This window comes from Pseudomonas sp. GW821-FHT04C07, from assembly GCF_059420325.1.
Window position 1 is genome coordinate 232,971 of sequence record NZ_JBWKTM010000006.1, and the last position, 18,989, is coordinate 251,959.

The window sequence follows — 18,989 nt, forward strand, 5'->3', positions numbered from 1 at the left end:
CCTCAGCCCACGCAGCCCTCCAGGCTCACGCCCAGCAGTTTCTGGGCTTCCACCGCGAACTCCATCGGCAGTTCCTTGAACACCTCGCGGCAGAAGCCGTTGACGATCATCGGCACCGCGTCCTCCTCGCGGATGCCGCGCTGCCGGCAGTAGAAGAGCTGCTCATCGCTGATCTTCGAGGTGGAGGCTTCGTGTTCGACCTGGGCGCTCGGGTTCTTCACCTCGACATAGGGGAAGGTGTGCGCGCCACACTGGCTGCCCAGCAGCAGGGAGTCGCACTGCGTATGGTTGCGGGCGCCGGTCGCGGCCTTCTGGATTTTCACCAGGCCGCGGTAGGTGTTCTGCCCATGGCCGGCTGAGATCCCCTTGGAGAGGATAGTGCTGCGCGTGTGCCGGCCAATGTGGATCATCTTGGTGCCCGTGTCCGCCTGCTGGTGGTTAGTCGTCAGGGCGACCGAGTAGAACTCGCCGACCGAATAGTCGCCCTGGAGAATCACCCCCGGATACTTCCAGGTGATGGCGGAACCGGTTTCGACCTGAGTCCAGGAGATCTTCGAGTGCGCGCCTGCGCACTTGCCGCGCTTGGTGACAAAGTTGAAGATGCCGCCGACCCCGTCTGCATCACCCGGGTACCAGTTCTGCACCGTGGCGTACTTGATCTGGGCGTTGTCCAGCGCGACCAGCTCGACCACCGCCGCGTGCAGCTGATTCTTGTCGCGCATCGGCGCGGTGCAGCCCTCCAGGTAGCTCACGTAGGCGCCCTCCTCGGCGACGATCAGCGTGCGCTCGAACTGGCCGGTATCCGCGGCGTTGATGCGAAAGTAGGTCGACAGTTCCATTGGGCAGCGCACGCCCTTGGGCACGTAGCAGAAGGAGCCGTCGGAAAACACCGCCGAGTTCAGTGTGGCGAAGAAGTTGTCGCTGTAGGGGACGACCGAACCCAGGTACTTGCGTACCAGCTCCGGATGGTTCTGCACGGCTTCGGAGAAGGAGCAGAAGATCACGCCGACTTCGGCCAGTTTGTGCTTGAAAGTAGTCGCCACCGAGACCGAATCGACCACAGCGTCCACCGCCACGCCTGTCAGGCGCTCCTGCTCGGCGAGCGAGATGCCGAGCTTGCCAAACATCTCGCGCAGCTCGGGGTCGACCTCGTCGAGGCTATTGGGCCCCGGCGTTTTCGGCTTGGGCGCCGAGTAATAGATGATGTCCTGGTAGTCGATGGGCTCGTAATGGACGTTCTGCCAGGTTGGCTCGCGCATCGTCAGCCAGTGGCGGTACGCTTTCAGGCGCCAGTCGAGCAGCCACTGCGGCTCGTTCTTCTTCACCGAGATCAGGCGGATGACGTCTTCGTTGAGCCCGCGCGGGGCGGCGTCGCTCTCCAAATCGGTGACGAAGCCGTACTTGTACGCCCGGCTGCTGAGTTCGCGGATCCTGGCATTGTCAGTGCTCATCGCTGACTCCTCCTGCGTCTGGCAGGACGAATTGATCTTTTTACTATACTCCCTTGCGGCACGTGCGAGATCGCCAAGATCGTCCGAACGGGGGGTACGCAAAACCTGTAGGAGCACGGCTTGCCGGCGATGGCGTCCTTGATATCGCCATCGTCGGAACGCCGCCCGGACCAAGCTCGGCTCCTACAAGGCCCGCAGCCTGCAGCCCGCAGTGCTCAAGTCTCTGCCGGCTCGCGCACCAGGATGTCGTCGCCGTCCACACGGACCTCGAACTGTTCGACTTGATAAGCCGATTCGGTGAGGCATTCGCCGCTGATCACGTCGAACTCATAGGCGTGTATGGGGCACGTCACGACGCTGCCGCAAAGCGTGCCTTCGCCCAGCGGGCCGTCCTCGTGCGGGCAGCTGTTGTTGATGGCGAAATACTGGCCGTCCACATTGAACAGCGCGACGGGCGTTCCCCCAAGGTTCACGGTCTTGCCGGTACCGGGTTCGATATCGCCCACGCAGGCGACCTTGACGAATTCACTCATGGTGCCACTCCAGGGTGCGACCGGCGCTCGGGCCATGATGCTGAGTCACCCGACTCAACAGCTGCACGGCCCCCTCTTGAATGTCATTTTAGCTTCTGGATCTGCTCCTGATTCGTCGGGTTTCGCTCCCCCAAAACTTGCGCGCAGCAACAGTAGGCTAAGCTTTCAACAGCTCATTGCTCATGATGCTCGCTCCGGCAGGTTTTGGGTTTTCTGAAGAGCGTCTGCAACAGCTATTTCAGACAGGCCCAAGCATTTCACGCAGGACTGACGTGATGACCGAGCCCCTCCTCAGCTTTGAAGAACTCAAGCTCGCCGCCGCCTGCGGTGAAATCGATACCGTGCTGGTTTGCATGGTCGATATGCAGGGGCGACTGGTCGGCAAGCGATTCCAGGTCGAGTTTTTCATCGACAGCGGCCATGAAGAAACCCACTGCTGCAATTACCTGCTGGCCGACGACATCGACATGGAGCCGGTGCCGGGATACGCCGCTGCCAGTTGGAGCAAAGGTTATGGCGATTTTGTGCTCAAACCCGACATGGCCACGCTGCGTCGCGTGCCCTGGCTTGAGTGCACGGCGCTGGTGCTCTGCGACGTGCTCGATCATCACCACAGGCGGGACCTGCCCCACAGCCCGCGGGCGATCCTGAAAAAGCAGGTCGAGCGACTGCGCGAGCGCGGCTACAGCGGCATGTTCGCCTCCGAGCTGGAGTTCTATCTGTTCGACGAGAGTTACGAGGCTATCCACGAGCGCAACTACCGCAACCCGAAGACCGCCGGCCACTACATCGAGGATTACAACATCCTGCAGACCACCCGCGAGGAGCCGGTGCTTCGAGCGATTCGCAAACACCTGCAGGCATCAGGCATTCCCGTGGAAAACTCCAAGGGTGAATGGGGTCCGGGCCAGGAAGAGATCAACATCCGGTATGCCGACGCCCTGACCATGGCCGACCACCACGTCATCATCAAGCACGCCTGCAAAGAGATCGCGCAACTGCAGGGCAAGGCGATCACGTTCATGGCCAAGTGGCGCTATGACGCCGCGGGCTCCAGCAGCCATATACACAATTCGCTGTGGGACAAAAATACCAGGAAGCCCCTGTTCTTTGACCCCAAGGCCAAGTTTGGCATGTCCAGGCTGATGTGCTCGTGGGTGGCCGGGCAGCTCAAATACGCCAACGACATCACCTGTTTTCTCGCGCCCTACATCAATTCGTACAAGCGTTTTCAGGCCGGCACCTTCGCGCCGACGCGGGCGGTGTGGAGTCGGGACAATCGCACCGCGGGCTTTCGCTTGTGTGCAGAGGGCAGCAAAGCCATCCGCATCGAATGCCGTATCGGCGGCGCCGACCTCAACCCCTATCTGGCTTTCGCCGCCTTGATCGCCGCGGGCCTGGCCGGCATCGACGAGAAGCTCAGCCTTGCGCCGCCCTTTGAGGGCGATGCCTACCTCGACGAGCACTTGCCTGAAGTGTCCAAGACCCTGCGCGATGCCTGCGCCGCGCTGCGGGCCTCGACCATGTTGCGCGAGGCATTCGGTGATGAGGTGGTCAACCACTACGTGCATACCGCCGACTGGGAACAGAAAGAATACGACCGGCGGATAACCGACTGGGAACTGCAGCGCGGCTTTGAGCGCTATTGAGCAATCCATTATTGAGCTATCCATTATCGAGAAAGTCATGACCGCAATGATTCAACTCATCTCACCGGTCGATGGCCGGGTCTACGCCGAACGCCGCCGCACCGAGGCGGCGCAGATCGAGCAGGCTCTGGCGGCTGCCGGCGCCGCCCAGGCGCAATGGAAGCGCCGGCCGCTGAGCGAACGCGCAGCCTGTTGCAGCGCCGCCGTGGACTCGATGCTGGCGATGAGCGCCGAAATCGTGCCGGAGCTGGCCTGGCAGATGGGCCGCCCGGTCCGCTTTGGCGCTGGCGAGCTGCGCGGCTTCGAAGAACGCGCACGGCACATGATCGCCATTGCGCCTGAAGCCCTGGCGGCGGTAGCACCCGCTCCTCTCGCGGGTTTTCGGCGCCATATCAAACGCGAACCGGTGGGTACGGTGCTGGTCATCGCGCCCTGGAACTACCCCTACCTGACTGCAGTGAATTCGATCATCCCGGCGCTGATGGCCGGCAACAGCGTTATCCTCAAGCACGCCACGCAAACGCTGCTGGTGGGCGAGCGCTTCGTCGAGGCGTTTCGCCGCGCCAATCTGCCCGAAGGCCTGTTCCACAACCTGCTGCTCGATCATGGGCAGACCGCCGCGATCATCGCCTCAGGAAGCGTGCAGCAGGTGAACTTCACGGGTTCGGTGGACGCCGGCAAGGCCATGGAAGTCGCCGCCATGGGACGCTTCCTCGGCCTGGGGCTGGAACTCGGCGGCAAAGACCCGGCCTATGTCCGCGCAGACGCCAACCTTGAGCATGCGGTGGAGAACCTGGTGGACGGCAGCTTCTTCAACAGCGGGCAGAGCTGCTGTGCCATCGAGCGGATCTATGTCGATAAAAAAATCTACCCGGCCTTTGTCGAACGCTTCGTCGCCCTGACTCGCCAATACGTGCTGGGCAACCCACTGGACCAAGCCACCACGCTGGGCCCGCTGGTGACACCGAGCGCCGCCGAATCCGTTCGCCGGCAGATCGCCGAAGCACTGGCACTGGGGGCCAGTGCACTGATCGATCCAAAGGCTTTTGCCGCCGACGCGCCCGGCAGCGCCTACCTCGCGCCGCAGGTGTTAGTGGACGTCACCCATAACATGTCGGTGATGCGCGAGGAGAGTTTTGGCCCGGTGGTCGGGATCATGCCGGTTGCCAGCGACGAGGCAGCCATCACCTTGATGAACGACAGTGCGTTCGGGCTCAGCGCCTCCATCTGGACGCAAGATCTCGCCGCCGCCGAACGCCTGGGCGACGAGATCGCAACCGGCACCGTTTTCATGAATCGCTGCGACTATCTGGACCCGGCCCTGGCCTGGACCGGGGTGAAGGACAGCGGGCGCGGCGTAACGCTGTCGCGCATTGGCTACGAAAACCTGACTCGAGCAAAATCCTTCCATCTGCGCCACGAGATCTGAACATGAGCCTGACCGCGAACTGGAACTACCCCACAAGCATCCGCTTCGGTGTCGGCCGCATCGCCGAGCTGGCCGAGATCTGCCGCAGTCAAGGTATCCAGCGACCGTTGCTGGTCACAGACAGTGGCCTGGCACGTGCCTCGATCACCACGGCAACGCTGGACTCCTTGCGCGCTGCGGGCCTCGGTGTAGCGCTGTTTTGTGACCTCAAGCCCAATCCGGTGGAAGCCAATCTGGCGGGTGGGCTCCAGGCTTGGCATACCGGGAAACACGATGGCGTGGTCGCCTTCGGCGGTGGCAGCGGCCTGGATATGGGCAAGCTCATCGCCTTCATGAGCGGCCAGACCCGACCGGTTTGGGATTTCGAAGACATCGGCGACTACTGGACACGTGCCGACGAAAGCAGTATCGCCCCGATCATCGCGGTGCCGACCACCGCCGGTACCGGTTCCGAGGTGGGCCGTGCGGCGGTGATCATCGACGAGCGTACGCACACCAAACGCATCATCTTCCACCCGAAGATGATGCCGCGGGTGGTGATCAGCGACCCGGCCCTCACCGTCGGCATGCCGGCAAAAGTCACCGCCGGCACGGGCATGGATGCTTTTGCCCATTGCCTGGAGTCGTACTGCGCCCCCGGTTTTCATCCCATGGCCGAAGGTATCGCGGTGGAAGGCATGCGCCTGGTGGCCAATGCACTGGTACGGGCAGTCCACACACCCTCCGACCTCGATGCGCGAGCGCACATGCTGGCGGCTGCCGCGATGGGCGCCACCGCATTCCAGAAAGGGCTGGGCGGGATGCACGCACTTGCGCACCCGGTGGGCGCCCTGTACGACACCCATCACGGCATGACCAATGCCACGTTCATGCCCTATGTCCTGAAGTTCAATCGCCCGGCCATCGAGGAACGCATCACCCGCCTGGCAGCTTATCTGCGTCTGCCCACCCCGGGTTTCGACAGCTTTCTGGCCTTCGTCCTCAAGCTGCGCAAGGACATTGGCGTGCCGCATACGCTGGTTGAGCTGGGAGTGGATGATCGGCAGGCCGATCTGATCGCGGACATGGCGATTGTCGACCCCTGCGCCGGCGGCAACCCGCTGCCATTGACACGAAATGGCGCGGCAGAAATTTTCGCAGCGGCTTACCACGGCCGACTGTAGGAGCCGAGCTCGCTCGCGATGGACGTTAACGATAACGCGTGCTTTCTGAATAAACGCGTCGCCCTTGAGTCCATCGTCGGAACGCCGCCCGGACCAATCGAGCGTCGACCGGCTGCTCCTGCACAAAAGCCGTCAGCCAAAGATCGTCCGAATGCGGCCCGAGCCTTCGGCAGCTCCTGCGCTCACCTCATTTTACGATAGGTGCCAATCAGCTCGGCCTTTGCCAGTACATGGCCGCGCATTGCGCTTTCGAGTTGGGCTTTGGTGGGCAGTTTCAGGTCCGGCAAGACCGTGTCCAGCGCGTAGAGCTTGTGAAAATACCGATGGTTGCCGATAGGCGGACAAGGGCCGCCGTAGCCGGTTTTCTGCCAGTCGTTGAGCCCCGGCAGCGTGCCGGGCGGCAGCATGCGCAGGTCTTCGGGCAACTCGGTTGTCGCCGCGGGCAGGTTATAGAGCACCCAATGCACCCAGGTCATCCTGGGGGCAGCGGGGTCTGGCGCGTCCGGGTCGTCCACGATCAGCGCCAGACTCTGGGTGCCTGGGGGGACACCGCTCCAGGCCAACGGCGGAGAAACATCCCGGCCTTCACAGCTGTATTGCGCCGGTATCGGACCTTGGGCATGAAAAGCGGGAGATTCGAGCATGAATGGCATGACCGCTACCTCTTTTTAACGTGTGTTTGACACCAGACTTGTGCCGCGCGGACTGGTTCCGCTGTTCCCGATAACAAGCACTCTTGTTACACGCGACGCAGGTTCAACGCGATCAGGCTGAACTTGCGTCGCTCAACGAAGCCCTGAAACAGGGCTTCACATCACTTAGTAGCCCAGTGACAGGCCCGTGTTGCGACGCGGATCGTTCGCGCCGTAGAAACGGTTTTTGCCGACCGGTTTTGCGCCGAGCGAAGGTGCCCCGACCAATATCGCCGCGACATGGTTGGCGTTCTGCGGGCCGATGAACTTTTGTCCCCAGCTTTCGAGGATTTTCTGGGTATCAGCGCTGACGGCGAACGTTTCAAGATTAGTCTCTTCAGGCAACCACTGTTGATGGAATCGTGGCGCATCGACCGCTTCCTGAATATTCATCTTGTAGTCGATGACGTTGAGGATCGTCAGCAAGGTCGCAGTGATGATCCGGCTGCCGCCTGGCGTGCCGACGACCATGAGTGTTTTGCCGTCCTTGGTGACGATCGTCGGGCTCATTGAGGACAGTGGGGCTTTGCCTGGGGCGATAGCGTTCGCTTCCCCTTGCACAAGACCGTACATGTTGGGCACGCCGACCTTGGAGGTGAAGTCGTCCATTTCGTCGTTGAGGATGATGCCGGTCTTGCTGGCCATGACCCCTGCACCAAACCAATCGTTGAGGGTGTAGGTCACCGAGACCGCGTTGCCCCATTTGTCGACGATCGAGTAATGCGTGGTGTTGTTACCCTCGTGAGGCGCCACTCCAGGTTTGATCTCGCGGGAAATACCGGCTTTTTGCGGGGCGATAGCGGCGCGCAGCTTAGCCGCATAATCCTTGTCCAGCAGGTGCGCCAGCGGGTTCTTGACGAAGTCGGGGTCGCCTAGATAGCTGTTGCGGTCAACATAGGCGTGACGCATGGCTTCAATCTGATAGTGCAGCCCCTGAGCCGAGTGAAAGCCCAGGTTGGGCATCGGATAGCCTTCGAGGATGTTCATGATCTCGCAAATAATGACCCCACCCGAGCTCGGCGGCGGTGCGGAGACGACGTGGTAGCCACGGTAGTCGCACTCGATCGGCGCGAGTTCGCGGGTCTGATACTTATCAAGGTCGGCTTGCGTGATGAGGCCCTTGCCGGCCTTGCTCGAGTCGACGATAGCCTGGGCAACCCAGCCCTTATAGAAGCCCTCAGCCCCCTTACTGGAGATTTCCCGTAGCGTCTTGGCCAGGTCCTTTTGCACCAGCTTCTGGCCGGCCTGCATCGGCTCACCTTTGTTCAGGAAAATCGCGCCCGAGTCGTGCATGTCTTTCTTGAAGACGTCGGTCGCGGTTTCGAGTAGATCGACGTCGCCCTGTTCAAGCACGAAGCCGTCCTCGGCGTATTTGATGGCTGGTGCAATGACATCGGCACGCTTCATCGTGCCGTATTTCTTCAGCGCCAGCTCCATGCCTGAAACGGTTCCCGGGACGCCGACTGCCAGGTGTCCCTTTGTACTGAGGTCCGGGACGACATTGCCATCCTTGTCGAGATACATGTTCGCGGTGGCTGCCAGGGGCGCCTTTTCGCGGAAGTCGAGGAAAGTCTTGCGGCCATCGGCCAACTGGATGGTCATGAAACCGCCACCGCCGATGTTGCCCGCAGCGGGGTAAACCACTGCCAGCGCATAACCGACCGCCACCGCCGCATCGACTGCGTTGCCGCCGTCCTTGAGCACATCGACGCCGACGTGGGTGGCCAGATGCTGGGCCGTGACCACCATGCCATTCTCGGCAGCGACCGGGGCTTGCGAAGCTGCTTGTGCACAGGTGAATCCAAGAGCGAGTGCCGTGGCAATAAATGATTTGGCAAGGGGCTCGAAATTCATGAGTCGATTCTCTTGTTTTAAGGTAAGTAATTGTCGTGTCGGATGGCCGACAGCCAAAAGACTGTAGGACAGTTTCAGCCTGCTCAACCGGCTAAATCACAACCATCGGACTCGCACACCCGCCAGGCGGGCAATCTCTTGGACTCCAGCCGCAACACGATGCTCTGGCAGAGCCTGAGTTTGGGAAAACTGATCCTCGTCCCCCAAGGAGGTTTGCGTGAGCACAGCGCCCCTGTCCGAACTCGATACCGCGCTACCCGGTCTGGCCCGCAAGATCCGCGTGCTGGATGCCCTGGCCTGGCCGGACGGGGTCGAGGAAGTCTTCCTGGCGCACTGGCGCGCCGCAGGTGCAGAACTGCCCAGGGTCGAGCTGCGCCCACGCGAGCACGGTGCTGACATCGCCTCCCTGGAAGCGTTTGCGGGTCGCTGCGATGAGGGGCACCCAGACGGCTGACAATGGATACGCACAGTGCGCAGAGCCGAACCAGACGCTGTGCACAGCGCGATCCTTTAATATTCAAAAGTTATGTGAATTTTACACTTCTGTAATATTTTGATACGTATAATCCCGCCCTGAAAAGCGATTCATTGGCGCCTGGCCTGCTGGCAGCTGCAACACACGCAACACCCAAGCCAATGGCTTGATGACGTTACCGTCAGGGTGCGGTTTCGCTTTTCCAGCCTCAATACCCATTTCAACCCCGCCAAAGGAGACTCCAGTCGTGGATCCTGCCCATTCTCGGTGGGCCATGTATGGGATGCCGAACACGGCGTAGCCGGTGCGCGACATTATTCAGCAGTCTGTACCACTGAGTAACTCGGCCGCTCCCCCGGCAACTGCCCTGTAGCGTTCATTTGCGTGGCCTCCCTCCGTCGTTTTTTTTACCACTGCTCTAGAGTGTGCTGTGCTTAGACTGCCTCTGCTACGCAGTTTCGTGCGTTTGTACTCTGGAAGGTGTTGACCTGTGGTCAAGAACCACACTCAGAACGCTGCTGGAATCGCTGAACATGAAAAAGGTATTCCGTCATTACATCCCGGCTACGGCAAGGCGGCTGCTGCCCAATCGCTGGGATCTGGTAGCCCTGCCGCTGGTTGTCGGCTTTTTGCTGTTTTTCTCGATCGGTGCGCGTGAGACATGGGCGCCGATTTCGACCTTGCAGAGCCAGGTTATTTCGCTGGATCCGGCCAACCTGCCCGAATATGCGGTACGCACTACATTGCGCATGCTCGCGGCGATGGTTGCCTCGCTGATATTCACCCTGGTTTACGGTACGTTGGCTGCCAAAAGCCGGCGGGCAGAGAAATTGCTCGTGCCGGTACTGGATATCCTGCAATCGGTGCCGGTTCTAGGCTACATCTCGTTTACCGTGACATTTTTTCTGTTGCTGTTTCCAGGACGAGTACTGGGCGCGGAATGCGCCGCCATTTTTGCCATCTTCACCAGCCAGGCCTGGAACATGACCTTCAGTTTCTACCAGTCACTGCGCATGCTGCCCCGTGATCTGGAAGAGGTATCCAGCAGCCTGCAGCTTTCCGGCTGGCAAAAATTCTGGAAGCTGGACGTTCCGTTCGCCATACCGGGGTTGGTCTGGAACATGATGATGAGCATGTCCGGGGGCTGGTTCTTTGTGGTTGCCTCTGAAGCCATCACCGTGGGTGACAAGACCATCACGCTGCCAGGCGTGGGCTCCTATCTGGCGACCGCCATTGAACAGCGCGATATGCATGCGGTGGGCTATGTCATTCTGGCGATGATTGTGGTCATCCTGATCTATGACCAGTTCCTGTTTCGGCCGCTGGTGGCATGGGCGGACAAGTTCCGTATGGAAGACACGGCCTCCCAGGGCGGCGCACCTGAGTCCTGGGTGCTGAATCTGATCCAGCGCACCCGGGTCATTCAGCGTCTGTTACGACCTTTTGTCCGCGCCATGACCCGCATTGGCCACATGCGCCTGAGCTTGCCACGAGCCCAGGCCATAGCGATGAACACGAGCCCGGCAACCTCACGAATCATTGACTGGGTCTGGGGCGGGCTGATTACTGCGCTCGCCCTCTACGCGCTGTACCACATAGTGCTCTACGTCAGCAGCGAAGCGACCTTTGCAGAGCTCTGGCATGTGCTCGGTCTGGGTTTGATCACGCTGTTGCGGGTGGTTCTGCTGATTGCCGTCGCGTCACTCATTTGGGTTCCACTTGGGGTGCTGATTGGTCTGCGTCCGCACCTTGCGGAAAAAATCCAGCCCTTGGCCCAGTTCCTTGCGGCGTTCCCGGCCAACCTGTTGTTTCCAGTGTTTGTCATCGTGATCCTGCACTACAAGTTGAACCCGGATATCTGGCTGAGCCCACTGATCGTGCTGGGTACTCAGTGGTACATTCTGTTCAACGTGATCGCCGGCGCCAGTGCGTTTCCGAATGACTTCAGAGAGGCGGCTACCAATTTCCGCATCCGCGGCTGGCAGTGGTGGCGCAAAGTAATGCTCCCCGGCATCTTCCCGTACTACGTGACCGGGGCGATTACCGCCTCTGGCGGGGCCTGGAACGCCAGTATCGTTTCCGAGTTCGTTTCATGGGGACAAGACAAGGTGGTGGCACATGGCTTGGGTGCCTATATCGCGCAAACCACGGCGGCCGGCGATTTTCCGAAAATTACCTTGGGCGTGGTGGTCATGTCGCTGTTTGTCGTGGCCTTCAATCGTTTGGTGTGGCGGCCGATGTACGCCATTGCTGAAAACAAACTCCGTTTGAATTAACCCGAGTCGGTCTCATGAATAGCCATACCGAATACTCCAGCGCAGCCTCCGAAATCTACTCGCTCACCAAGGTGAGCAAGGGCTTTGGCAATGGCAAGGATGAGCGGCAAGTTCTTAGCAACGTTGACCTGACCCTGCGCGAAGGCGAGATTGTGGGCCTGCTGGGCCGCTCCGGCTCGGGTAAGTCGACGTTGCTGCGCATCATCGCCGGCCTTATACAATCCACCTCTGGCGAGGTCCGATACAACGGCTCATTGTTGTCGGGTCCCGCTGAAGGTGTGGCCATGGTCTTTCAGACCTTTGCCCTGTTTCCGTGGCTGACCGTACTGGAAAACGTAGAGGCCGGTCTCCAGGCGCTGCAGGTAGAACCAAAAGCTGCGCGTAAGCGCGCGCTGGCCGCGATTGACCTGATCGGCCTTGACGGGTTCGAAAACGCCTACCCGCGTGAGCTGTCCGGCGGGATGCGTCAACGGGTGGGCTTCGCCCGAGGCCTGGTGGTCAACCCCACCTTGTTATTGATGGACGAGCCTTTCTCTGCCCTGGATGTACTGACGGCAGAAACGCTTAGAACCGATTTGCTGGATTTGTGGAGCGGGGAGCAGCTACCGATCAAATCCATCCTGATCGTGACTCACAATATCGAAGAAGCGGTATTGATGTGCGACCGTATTCTGGTCTTGTCGTCAAATCCCGGGCGGGTTGTGGCGGAAATCAAGGTGCCGTTCGCCCACCCACGCAACCGTCTGGATAAGCCCTTTCGCAAGATGGTCGATGACATCTATGCATTGATGACCAACCGGCGAAGTGCCGACGCCAAGACCGGCAAGGCCGAACTGCAGGTGGGCAGTCAGTTGCCGGATGTCTCAACCAACCTGATGGCTGGCCTGATCGAAGCACTGGCGGCCGAACCCTATAACGGCCATGCAGGCTTGCCGAACGTTGCAGAGCGGTTGTTGCTGGAAGTGGACGATTTGTTCCCGGTGGCAGAGATGCTGGAACATCTGGGGTTTGCTGAACTCAAGGGTGCCGAGATCACACTCACCGAGGCTGGCAAGCTGTTCGCCGAGTACGGCACCCAGGAACGCAAAGTCATGTTCGCGGAACATCTGCTCAGACAGGTGCCATTGGCCGCGCGAATCCGCCAGGTATTGCAGGAACGGCACGGGCACTGGGCGCCACGTGTACGTTTCGAGCAGGAACTGGAAGATTCACTCAGTGAAGCTTTTGTGGAAGAAACACTGGAAAGCGTAATCAGCTGGGGACGATACGCTGAAATTTTTTCCTATAACGACCACACCGAGACGTTCAGTCTGGAAGACGTCGAAGGCAGCCTGTAGCACTCGCCACGGGAGACAGGCCAAGGCAGAGCACGATTGTGTGCCCTGCTGGCCGACAGGATCCCGATGAAGAAATACGAAAAATACAGAACCTGTACCAAACTCCAACAGCCATGCGTTCGACGCTAATGCTGCGCCACTCCTGCGACAGGTTGGAACAACGGCAGGGTATGTGGCGGCGTTCGGAAGGTTATCGGATCATGCATTGTGTAGCTTCCAGCCAGGCGAGACTGAAAAATGAAGTTGAATCACGTCAAAGTTTTTTTAATGGTCAGCACTTTATTGTTGAGCGCCTGCTCTGGAATGACTACCAGCACTTGTTTTTCAGAGAGTTGCCGTCAGTCTGACACCAGTAACCCCAAGCTGAATGTTGGGGGGGCAACGCTGGGTAACAGTTTCAATCAATACAGTTCGGGACTGTTGCACGACTGAAACGGTTCCAGTGTCGGATGGCTTGTCCGCGATGAAGCCAGCGGCTCACGCGTTCTTTTTTTGCAGACTTTGCAGGCGCAGGCTCGCTCGTTGCACGACGGCCATCTTTTCGGGGCGCTTCATGCGCTTCCATTTTCTGATGTCCTCCTTGGTGCGGCCACAACTCACACACAGCTCACCGCGCAGCTGACAAACGGCAATACACGGGTTTTCGATATCTTTGGCCATGCGTCAACCTCGAGTCGAGCGCTTGCGCGCCAGGCGTTGCTGCCAGTTTCCGGCATTGGCGCGCTGACATTGCTCTTCAGTGTCAAATTGCACGTGGGCCGAGACCGGACTGACGACAATATCCGCGTCACTGAACGCCGCGGCAGTCAGTTCGACCATGCGCTCACCTTGCCCGCTGGCCAGGGCCTGGCTCTTGTTGGCCAGCGTGTCGAAGATCCAGGTAACCATCAGGCTGGCGGGGAACACCGTGTAATCCACCTCGTGGGTCAGCCAGGAGAACCCTGTAATTTCCGCTTTGGCCGTCTCACAAGCCTCGGTCAGGGTAGCCACCAGGCGACGCTCGATTCGCGCCTGATCGCGTTTGGTTAAAAGCATGGGTTGATCCTTGTATGAGTATCCAGGGCTGGCCGAAGGGGTATATGGGCCAGCCATGTGTTCTTTTCGCGGATGAATCCGCTCCTACAGACGGGCGGCGACGGGGGCTCTGCGGGTGATCGCTGACGGCAACCACACCGAAACACACAACCCGCTTCTTCCCGTCTCATCGCAAAATCCCAGGCGGATCCGTGCCCCGTTGCGATCCGCTATCGCCTTGACGATGGACAGTCCCAATCCGGACCCCACCTCATGGCTCCCCAGGCTGCGATAAAACGGATCGAATACACGCTCCCGTTCCTCAGCCGCAATCCCGGGGCCGGAGTCCCTGATCTGCAACAGCGCCCCGCCCGCCTCCATGCCCACCGAAAGGTCCACCCGCCCGCCCGCAGGTGTATAGCGAATGGCGTTATCGACCAGGTTCTTGACCACGGCGAGCAGGTCGATCTCGTTGATCAGCACCTGCACATCCTGTTCGTCCTCGACGCCGATGTCGATCTGCTTGATTTCGGCCAGCGGCAGCAGGTCCTCCAGCACGCGACGATAGACACCATGCACGGAAACCGGCGATGTGGGCAGCATCGAGGTCGATTGTGCGGTGGCCAGCGCCAACAGTTGATCAATGAGATTCTTGCCGCGCTCGATCCCCCGCCGCAACGGAAACAGACGCTCCCGGGCCAGAGTCGACATCTCTGCGCCAGCCAGGCGTTCGGCTTGCAGGGACAGCGCCGTCAGCGGCGATCGGAGTTCGTGGGCAGCGTCGGCGACGAAGCGGCGCTGGGTTTCCATCGACTGAGCCACACGGTTGAGTAATCGATTGATGGCCAGCACGAAGGGGCGGATTTCGGCAGGCAGATGGTTCTCGTCAATGGGGTGCAGTTCCTGCTCGCCGCGCTGGTCGATTTCACAAGCCAGTACCGCGATGGGTCGAAACAGCTTGCGCACCAGATCGGCAACCACCAGCAAGAGCACGGGAAACAGGATGAAAAACGGCAGCAGGCCGCGCCAGGCGCTCTCGCGGGCGTCCTTGTCGCGCGCGCCGGTTTCCTGCGCGACGGCGATGCGTTCGCCACTTTTCATGGTCTTGACCAACACACGAAACGGTTCGCCACCGACTTCCAGCGTCGACAGCCCATCGGCCAGCGTGGTCGGCAGTGGCAGCGGTGCCCCGGCATCAACGTTGCCCGACGCCTTGCTGCCATCGGTCAGGTGCTGAATGATGACCCTGGATTCTTCATCGTCGCCCTCGATACCCCCGCCGTGCTGCGGATAGGCCAGCGTCATCTGCTGACGCTCGAACAGCGCGGCCACCTGACGCAAGGTATTGTCCTGCATTTCGAGGGTTTCATCGAAGGCAGAGACGAAGGCGAAAATACCGGCCACGATAGCGACGATCAGGATGACCAGCGACAGGGAAACGGACAGCCTGAGTTGGACTGACTCGCTCAGTCGCTTTTTGAAACCATCCATCCCATACCCCTGACATTCTTGATGACGTGGCTACCCAGCTTGCGACGCAGTGCATGGATCAGGAACTCCACCGCATTGCTTTCCACTTCATTGCCCCAGCCATAGATACGGTCTTCGAGATCGCTGCGCGAAAGAATTGCGCCCGGCCTGATCAACAGCGCCTGCAGCAGCGAAAACTCACGGCTGGAGAGCTGGACGCCGGGATTTCCTTCGGTGCTGGCTTGTTTCGAGGTCGGATCCAGCGACACCACGCCGTTGCTGAACACGGGTAACGCGCTGCCACCTTTGCGGCGCAGAACGGCACGCATGCGGGCCAGCAATTCCGCCATTTCAAAGGGTTTGAGCAGGTAGTCGTCAGCGCCGCCATCGAGGCCGCGCAAGCGATCGTCGAGGCTGTCGCGGGCAGTGATGATCAGCAACGGAACGCCGTTGTTGCCGGCACGAATGCTGCTCAATACCGCAAGGCCGTCCTTGCCGGGCAGGCCAAGGTCAAGCAGCACCAGGTCATAATGTTGAGTGTCCAGCGCAGTAAGGGCGGTCAGCCCATCCCTGACCCAGTCGGCGGCGTAACTGGCATCCGTCAGCGCGCCCTGGATCGCATCCCCGATCATGGGATCGTCTTCGACCAGCAATATCCGCATGGCCCTCTCCGGTGATAAGTGAGGCTCGACACTCACGCGGGTATACCTGCGTGAGTGTCGAGCCCGCATTGAATCACCTGTTCAAGCGTGCGCGAAGCGATTTATCTGGATTGAAAGCCGTCCCCTTCGCTTCTTGCCGTCATTTTTTTCCTTGCAGCGAATTGAAGGTTTTCAGCAAATCATCCATTGCCGCCTTGCAGTCGCTCTGTTTCGGGGTGCTGGCGCGCAAGGCCTCAAGTGCAAGGTCAATGGCCTTGTCCAGTACATGCCAGTCACTGGCAGCACGAGGCTTGATGCCGGCTTCCGCGGAGTCCCAGGACAATTCCAGGTCCTTGATACGTGTTTTCGCGCCCGGCAAGTCGTTCTTGTCGACGAGATCGGCGACGTTTGCCGCAATGCTCTGGAACGCCGACAGGTCGCCCAGTTTCGAGGCCGAGCTCTGCTGAACACTGGCCGCGCCCGAAGTAGCGCTCGTATTTGGGGCGTCAGCAGGTTTCGAACACCCGGCGGCCAGGCCAAATACGACGATGGCTGAAAGGATGGCGGCTTTACGAATGGCGGTTTGAACGTAGAGCATGATGATTCCTTGATAGGCTTTTGAACGTGTTATTCAGTGACGAGTTTGCGACTGCCGACGCTCATCTGCGCGGCGGCCACCAGAATCAGGATGACACTGAGGAAAATGGCGCTGGTCCACATCGCGCCCATGCCGAGGCCACCATAGGTCTTGGCTTGAGTCAGCAAGTCTCCCAGGGAGGCGCCGAAAGGACGGGTCAGGATGTAGGCGATCCAGAAAGTCAGGACCGTATTGCCACCCAGGCGCCAGGCGGCGAAAGTCCCGGCGATCAGCGCGCCGAAAATCACTGCGCCCAGTGTGAAACCAAGGCCCAGCGCCTCGGTGGCCAGATCGCCGGCCGCCGTGCCCAGCGCAAAGGTGCACAGCACCGTCGTCCAATAGAACAACTCCCGGCGCGGCGTAACGATTTCATTGATGGACAGGCTGCGCTCAAACCTGAACCAGACCATGAAATTGATCGCCAGCAGTACGGAAAATACGGCCGTGCTGGCATACAGGCTGATGCCCAGCTTGTCGGTGAGCACATCGGTAATCTGCGTCCCGACAACGCTCACCAGCACCACGGTAAGCCAGTAAATCCAGGGTGTGTAGGCGCGTGTGCGAAGTTGCCCGAACAATGCGATCGCCAGCAGCACTGCCATGCCGATACTGGTCAAACCCTGTCCTAAACCCGCATCGACGGCAAGAAAGTCGGCACCGGTTTCACCCACGGTGGTGGACATGATCTTGATGACCCAGAACGACAGCGTCACTTCGGGGACTTTGTTGAGCCAATCGGCTTTTGTAAGCGGCTTCATGTGGGGTGCGTCTCCATAACAGCGCTGCAATTGGCGCAGGAGAGAGACTACGCAGGCAAACTTAGCTGGGACTGAGGAAGTCGACATTCGTCGGGAGCGCTGTTGCGAACCCGCTGCACACGGTGCCCTCGATGAGCATTTTTGTGGCCGGAAACAGCTATTTATGCGAAACACACCAAAATCAGGCGCAACGAGAGACCCAGCAGGCCCAAGGCTCTATCGAGGCGCACTCCAAATACGCCACCGATTGATTGGTACGTCAAAGCAGCCCGTCGCGCGCCTCTTTTAAAGGCGCGGCAAGCTGCATAACAGGAGGATGTTTGCAGAGTCAGTTCAGTGACGCAGCAATTTGCGCAGCGGCACGCCGTCCTTGAGCACCGGAGACTTGATGACGATGTAACTGAAGTACTTGGAGATGCCGATGTTCTTGTCCAGCAGGCTTTCGACCACTTCCTGGTAATGCTGGATGCTGCGGGTCATGAAGCGCACCAGATAATCATAGCCACCGCTGATCAAATGGCATTCGAGCACTTCGTCCACCAGACGGATATTGGATTCGAACTTGGCGAAGTCTTCACGCTTGTGGTCGCTCAACGTAATCTCGGTGAAGACCGTGACCGAATCGGTGATCTTCGCCAGATTCAGGTGAGCCTTGTAGCTGGAAATATACCCGGCCGATTCAAGCCGTTTGACCCGTTGCAAACAGGGGCTTGCCGACAATCCCACGGCATCGGCCAGGCTGACGTTGGTCATGCGACCGTCTTTCTGCAGCTCAACCAAGATGCTGATATCGATCCGGTCCAGTTTCACTAAACCTTCCATTGGGTACCTCTTGATTGCCGTTTGTAGGACAATCTTCTAGCAAAATCAGCGCCGTAAAGACAGCTGATGCTGAGCCACCAGATCAGCCATGCTGTTTATGCAGTAATCCGCGGCGCAAGGCTGAAGGTGTTTCGCCCGACCACGACAGATCAGGCACACATGGGTGGCAGCCTGCCGACCGGCAGATGGCCGGGTCACTTGCAGAATTGTCCCGACTTCAAGCTCATTGGCCTGCAACCAGTCGTGATCCAGCAAGGGATCGCTGGCCAGTGAAATGAAATCATCGGGCATGATCCCCAAACGCTCACAGAGCAGCCCTCGATCTTCGGCATCCCGGTCGCCTTGCACCAGCATGCGATAGAACTTGCGCAGGTACAACATCGCGCCGGGCGCATCCTCGAACAGCGACCAACTGGTGACCGAGCGGGCAAAGCTCATGCCCTCCTCCCAACTGGCTTTCAGCCCCCAGCGTTCGGCCAACTGGCGATGGGCGAAACACAGCAGGCCACTGAAGCCCAGCTCACCGAAACGCGGGTAAAGCGCACGCACGACCTCGCTGTACTCGGCCAGCACCTGTTCCTTGTCCGGATTACCGCCCAGGCTTTCGAGCAGCGGTTGCAATGCCGTCCAGACACCCGAGTCCCGATCGACCAGGACCTCATCGCAATCGATGAGCAGTGCTCGATAATCAGTCAGCCCCATGGTGTACAAAGCCTCCAATGATGCGTTCCATCAATCCATGCTCCATAAATGCTCACGGGCGATAGCCTGCGGCACCGCCCCGAGCA

Annotated in this window: 19 protein-coding genes and 1 pseudogene; 7 read left to right on the forward strand and 13 right to left on the reverse strand. The window is 59.7% G+C overall.

Features of this window, described 5'->3' with window-relative positions:
• Nucleotides 1-2 precede the first annotated feature (2 nt).
• Nucleotides 3-1,451 (reverse strand): Fe-S cluster assembly protein SufB, encoded by a 1,449-nt coding sequence (gene sufB, locus AC07UI_RS13610; RefSeq protein WP_494992972.1) that lies wholly within the window; start codon nucleotides 1,449-1,451, stop codon nucleotides 3-5.
• 215 nt (nucleotides 1,452-1,666) lie between these two features.
• Nucleotides 1,667-1,984 (reverse strand): Rieske (2Fe-2S) protein, encoded by a 318-nt coding sequence (locus AC07UI_RS13615; protein WP_494992973.1) that lies wholly within the window; start codon nucleotides 1,982-1,984, stop codon nucleotides 1,667-1,669.
• A 275-nt stretch (nucleotides 1,985-2,259) separates the two neighbouring features.
• On the opposite strand from AC07UI_RS13615, the gene AC07UI_RS13620 reads away from it, so the two are divergent.
• The 3 genes from AC07UI_RS13620 to AC07UI_RS13630 are packed head-to-tail and all read left to right on the forward strand — an operon-like array spanning nucleotide 2,260 to nucleotide 6,225.
• The gene (locus AC07UI_RS13620) at nucleotides 2,260-3,633 is read left to right on the forward strand and encodes a glutamine synthetase family protein (protein ID WP_494992974.1); all 1,374 of its coding nucleotides are present in this window, start codon (nucleotides 2,260-2,262) and stop codon (nucleotides 3,631-3,633) included.
• Between the two features lie 37 nt (nucleotides 3,634-3,670).
• Nucleotides 3,671-5,062 (forward strand): aldehyde dehydrogenase family protein, encoded by a 1,392-nt coding sequence (locus AC07UI_RS13625; protein ID WP_494992975.1) that lies wholly within the window; start codon nucleotides 3,671-3,673, stop codon nucleotides 5,060-5,062.
• Between the two features lie 2 nt (nucleotides 5,063-5,064).
• Nucleotides 5,065-6,225 (forward strand): iron-containing alcohol dehydrogenase, encoded by a 1,161-nt coding sequence (locus tag AC07UI_RS13630; RefSeq protein WP_494992976.1) that lies wholly within the window; start codon nucleotides 5,065-5,067, stop codon nucleotides 6,223-6,225.
• 182 nt (nucleotides 6,226-6,407) lie between these two features.
• Here the strand turns inward: AC07UI_RS13630 and AC07UI_RS13635 are convergent, their stop codons facing one another.
• Together AC07UI_RS13635 and ggt are read right to left on the reverse strand one after the other, a co-directional pair.
• Nucleotides 6,408-6,878 (reverse strand): YbhB/YbcL family Raf kinase inhibitor-like protein, encoded by a 471-nt coding sequence (locus tag AC07UI_RS13635; protein WP_494992977.1) that lies wholly within the window; start codon nucleotides 6,876-6,878, stop codon nucleotides 6,408-6,410.
• Nucleotides 6,879-7,043: 165 nt separating this feature from the next.
• Nucleotides 7,044-8,771, reverse strand: coding sequence for a gamma-glutamyltransferase (gene ggt / locus AC07UI_RS13640; protein WP_494992978.1), 1,728 nt, complete (start codon nucleotides 8,769-8,771; stop codon nucleotides 7,044-7,046).
• Nucleotides 8,772-8,988: 217 nt separating this feature from the next.
• Here ggt and AC07UI_RS13645 point away from each other — a divergent pair.
• Nucleotides 8,989-9,222: pseudogene (locus AC07UI_RS13645) on the forward strand (flavohemoglobin expression-modulating QEGLA motif protein); the annotation flags it as partial.
• An 84-nt stretch (nucleotides 9,223-9,306) separates the two neighbouring features.
• Here the strand turns inward: AC07UI_RS13645 and AC07UI_RS13650 are convergent.
• The gene (locus AC07UI_RS13650; protein WP_494992979.1) at nucleotides 9,307-9,561 is read right to left on the reverse strand and encodes a hypothetical protein; all 255 of its coding nucleotides are present in this window, start codon (nucleotides 9,559-9,561) and stop codon (nucleotides 9,307-9,309) included.
• A 218-nt stretch (nucleotides 9,562-9,779) separates the two neighbouring features.
• Between AC07UI_RS13650 and AC07UI_RS13655 the strand changes: the two genes are divergently transcribed.
• The 3 genes from AC07UI_RS13655 to AC07UI_RS13665 all read left to right on the forward strand — a co-directional run bounded on the left by AC07UI_RS13655 (nucleotide 9,780) and on the right by AC07UI_RS13665 (nucleotide 13,291).
• Entirely contained in the window at nucleotides 9,780-11,522 is a 1,743-nt protein-coding gene (locus AC07UI_RS13655; RefSeq protein ID WP_494992980.1) for an ABC transporter permease, read from the forward strand.
• A gap of 14 nt (nucleotides 11,523-11,536) precedes the next feature.
• Nucleotides 11,537-12,859, forward strand: coding sequence for an ABC transporter ATP-binding protein (locus AC07UI_RS13660; RefSeq protein ID WP_494992981.1), 1,323 nt, complete (start codon nucleotides 11,537-11,539; stop codon nucleotides 12,857-12,859).
• A gap of 237 nt (nucleotides 12,860-13,096) precedes the next feature.
• A complete protein-coding gene (locus AC07UI_RS13665) occupies nucleotides 13,097-13,291 on the forward strand; it encodes a hypothetical protein (RefSeq protein WP_494992982.1) in 195 nt (64 codons plus the stop codon).
• 45 nt (nucleotides 13,292-13,336) lie between these two features.
• Here AC07UI_RS13665 and AC07UI_RS13670 read toward each other — a convergent pair whose 3' ends face one another.
• The 8 genes from AC07UI_RS13670 to AC07UI_RS13705 all read right to left on the reverse strand — a co-directional run bounded on the left by AC07UI_RS13670 (nucleotide 13,337) and on the right by AC07UI_RS13705 (nucleotide 18,903).
• Complete coding sequence (locus tag AC07UI_RS13670) at nucleotides 13,337-13,519, reverse strand: DUF1289 domain-containing protein (protein ID WP_494992983.1); 183 nt, start codon at nucleotides 13,517-13,519, stop codon at nucleotides 13,337-13,339.
• 3 nt (nucleotides 13,520-13,522) lie between these two features.
• The gene (locus AC07UI_RS13675) at nucleotides 13,523-13,894 is read right to left on the reverse strand and encodes a hypothetical protein (RefSeq protein WP_494992984.1); all 372 of its coding nucleotides are present in this window, start codon (nucleotides 13,892-13,894) and stop codon (nucleotides 13,523-13,525) included.
• Between the two features lie 84 nt (nucleotides 13,895-13,978).
• Nucleotides 13,979-15,364 (reverse strand): sensor histidine kinase, encoded by a 1,386-nt coding sequence (locus tag AC07UI_RS13680; protein WP_494992985.1) that lies wholly within the window; start codon nucleotides 15,362-15,364, stop codon nucleotides 13,979-13,981.
• Nucleotides 15,340-16,005: a response regulator transcription factor gene (locus tag AC07UI_RS13685; RefSeq protein ID WP_494992986.1), complete on the reverse strand. Its 666-nt coding sequence runs from the start codon at nucleotides 16,003-16,005 to the stop codon at nucleotides 15,340-15,342. The genes AC07UI_RS13680 and AC07UI_RS13685 overlap by 25 nt, the downstream gene beginning before the upstream one ends.
• Nucleotides 16,006-16,144: 139 nt before the next feature.
• The gene (locus AC07UI_RS13690) at nucleotides 16,145-16,582 is read right to left on the reverse strand and encodes a hypothetical protein (protein ID WP_494992987.1); all 438 of its coding nucleotides are present in this window, start codon (nucleotides 16,580-16,582) and stop codon (nucleotides 16,145-16,147) included.
• A gap of 29 nt (nucleotides 16,583-16,611) precedes the next feature.
• Nucleotides 16,612-17,379: a COG4705 family protein gene (locus tag AC07UI_RS13695; RefSeq protein WP_494992988.1), complete on the reverse strand. Its 768-nt coding sequence runs from the start codon at nucleotides 17,377-17,379 to the stop codon at nucleotides 16,612-16,614.
• 333 nt (nucleotides 17,380-17,712) lie between these two features.
• Nucleotides 17,713-18,201, reverse strand: a complete 489-nt coding sequence (locus tag AC07UI_RS13700; protein WP_003174918.1) for an Lrp/AsnC family transcriptional regulator — start codon at nucleotides 18,199-18,201, stop codon at nucleotides 17,713-17,715.
• A gap of 45 nt (nucleotides 18,202-18,246) precedes the next feature.
• Complete coding sequence (locus AC07UI_RS13705) at nucleotides 18,247-18,903, reverse strand: HAD family hydrolase (protein WP_494993096.1); 657 nt, start codon at nucleotides 18,901-18,903, stop codon at nucleotides 18,247-18,249.
• Between the last annotated feature and the right edge of the window lie 86 nt (nucleotides 18,904-18,989).